Source organism: Burkholderia sp. Se-20373 (assembly GCF_017104705.1).
Classification (GTDB): Bacteria; Pseudomonadota; Gammaproteobacteria; order Burkholderiales; family Burkholderiaceae; genus Burkholderia.
In genome coordinates this window covers 1-2,590 of sequence record NZ_JAAGPH010000309.1, presented here as the reverse complement: position 1 = coordinate 2,590, position 2,590 = coordinate 1, and the positions used below count along the sequence as shown (strand labels likewise).

At 67.9% G+C, this 2,590-nt stretch carries 2 protein-coding genes; both read left to right on the top strand.

Translation table 11 applies throughout. The features are described 5' to 3' along the window. Positions 1-288: 288 nt before the first annotated feature. The gene (locus tag G3N96_RS38300; RefSeq protein WP_206140453.1) at positions 289-1,386 is read left to right on the top strand and encodes a glycosyltransferase family 2 protein; all 1,098 of its coding nucleotides are present in this window, start codon (positions 289-291) and stop codon (positions 1,384-1,386) included. Between the two features lie 6 nt (positions 1,387-1,392). Then, on the top strand, positions 1,393-2,590 hold a 1,198-nt coding region (locus G3N96_RS38295), incomplete at its 3' end, for a glycosyltransferase family 87 protein (RefSeq protein ID WP_206140452.1).

Genomic DNA, 2,590 nt, shown 5'->3' with positions numbered 1-2,590 from the left:
CCGTGCCGCTTTTCGCGAGGCCTTCGCCGCCGCCTTCACCGGCGCCGGACAGGCCCTGCATCTGTGCCAGCCGCGCGCTGCGCTCGCGGTCGAGCTTCGCGTTCGCTGCCGCTTCGGCCTTCGCGCGTACAATGATCTGACCGCTTGCCGCCGCCGTTCGCGGCAAGCGGACGAGGACATTACAAACAGAAAACACACAAGAATTGCGCCGATCCGGACCCGTTTCCGCAAGGTCGGCGACAACCGGACCAGACCATGCGGCGCAGACCGGATTTCACGGGGGGACATATGTCCAGGCACACCCGAAAGCCACTGGTATCGCTCGTCGTACCCTTCCACGACGAGGCGGAAGCGATCGAGGCGTTCTTCTCGACCACCCTTCCCATTCTCGAATCCATCGACACCACGCGCTTCGAAATCGTTTGCGTGAACGACGGTAGCCGCGACGACACGCTCGGCAGGCTGATCGACTTCGCGGCCGGCGACCCGCGCGTGCGTATCGTCGATCTCACCCGGCGCTTCGGCAAGGAAGCCGCGCTCACTGCCGGCATCGACGAAGCCGCCGGCTCCGCCGTGATCCTGATCGACGCCGACCTGCAGGACCCGCCCGCGCTGATCCCCGCGATGGTCGAACGCTGGCTCGCCGGCGCCGAGGTCGTCGCCGCGAAGCGCACCGACCGCAGGTGCGACCCGCTGATGCAGCGCGTCGCCGCCGCACTTTACTACCGCGTGCACAACCACCTCTCCGAAGTCGAGATGCCCGAGAATGTCGGCGATTTCCGGCTGATGGACCGCCAGGTCGTCGACGCGCTGCGCGCGCTGCCCGAGCGGCGGCGCTTCATGAAAGGCCTGTTCGCGTGGGTCGGCTATCGCATCGAGCTCATCGAATACACCCGCGCGCCGCGCAGCGGCGGCCGCTCCAAATTCTCCGGCTGGCGCCGCTGGAACTTCGCGCTCGAAGGCATCACCAGCTTCAGCACCGTGCCGCTGCGCGTGTGGACCTACATCGGCCTCGCGTTCGCCGCGCTGTCGTTCGTCTACGGCGCGTTCATCGTCATGCGCACGCTGCTGTTCGGCAACCCCGTGCACGGCTATGCGTCGCTGATCTCCGTGATGCTGTTCGTCGGCGGCATCCAGCTGATCGGCATCGGCGTGATCGGCGAATACCTCGGCCGCATCTATCACGAGTCCAAGCAGCGACCGGTCTATCTCGTGCGGCGGCGCTACCGCGCCGACGCGCTGGTGGGCCAGCATCCGGCGCGGCACGCCGCGCAGCCGGACGCCGCGAAACTGCTGCCGTTTCCGGTCCGGCGCGCCGCCGCGGCCCGGCGTCGGCAGCCGGCCGTCGCGAGCGCGGCGGCCGCGCGCAATCTGTCGGTCAAGTAGTCACGCATGGATATTTCCAGCTCATCGATTCAAGGCGACGAACGCCCTGTCCGCGTCTGGCTGACGCCCGGACGCATCGCGCTGTACAGCACGGTCATGCTGACGGTCGGCGTGCTGTTCATGACGATCCTGGTCCGGATCGGCTTCCTCTCGACCGACCCGGGCGTGTTCCGCCCCGGCTCGGGGTTCATGGTGTTCTGGTCCGCATCCCATCTGATGCGCCACGGTTCGCCATGGCAGATCTACGACGTCCCCGCGTTCTCGCGGGTGCTCGTCGACCTGTTCCCCACCGCGGCCCGCTATGCGTTCCTGCCGTGGCTGTATCCCCCCACGTATCTGCTGGTGGTCGCACCCTTCGCACTGCTGCCCCATGCAATCGGCTATCCGCTGTTCGTCGCGCTCGGCATCGTGCTGCTCGGGGTAGCGGCCTGGCGCGTGTCGGGGCTGGCGGCGACGCCCGGCGCGAAACGCGTCGGCTGGCTTGCACTGCTCGCGTGCCCGGGCGTGCTCGTCACCGCGACCTACGGGCAGAACGCGATGCTGACCGCGGCGTGCGCGGCGCTCGCCGTGCATTTCGTCGACCGGCGGCCGATGCTGGCCGGCTTCTTCATCGGACTCCTGTCGGTCAAGCCGCAACTCGCGTTGCTGTTCCCGTTCGTGCTGATTGCCGCGCGCGCGTGGCGTGCATTCGCGTGGGCCGCGGCCTTCGCGACGGCCTTCGCCGCGCTGGGCATCGCCTCGGGCGGCATCGCATCGCTCCACCTCTTCACGCAGAATGCCGGTGCGCTGCGTTCACTGATCATCGAGCATGGCGTTGCGTTCTGGTTTGCGTCGCCGACGCCGTTCGCGGCGTTTCGTCTGGCCGGCCTGCCGCTGACGCTCGCCTATGCCGGGCAAGCCGCCATCGCCGCGATCGCGATCGTGGCCGCATGCGTCGTCTGGCACCGCCACCGGGACGCGCGGCTGCGTGGTGCGATGCTGGTCATCGCCACGCTCGCCGTGAATCCCTATATCTGGCACTACGAACTTTCGTGGCTGTGCATCCCGATCGCGTGCCTGATCGCCATCGGCTCGCAGGACGGCTGGCTGCGCGGCGAGCAAAGTCTCGTGGCCGTCCTGTGGGCGCTGCCGTTGTACGAGTTTCTGAATCCGTGGCTGCATCTGCCGCAGATCGGGCCGCTCGTGACGACGATCGCGTTGCTCA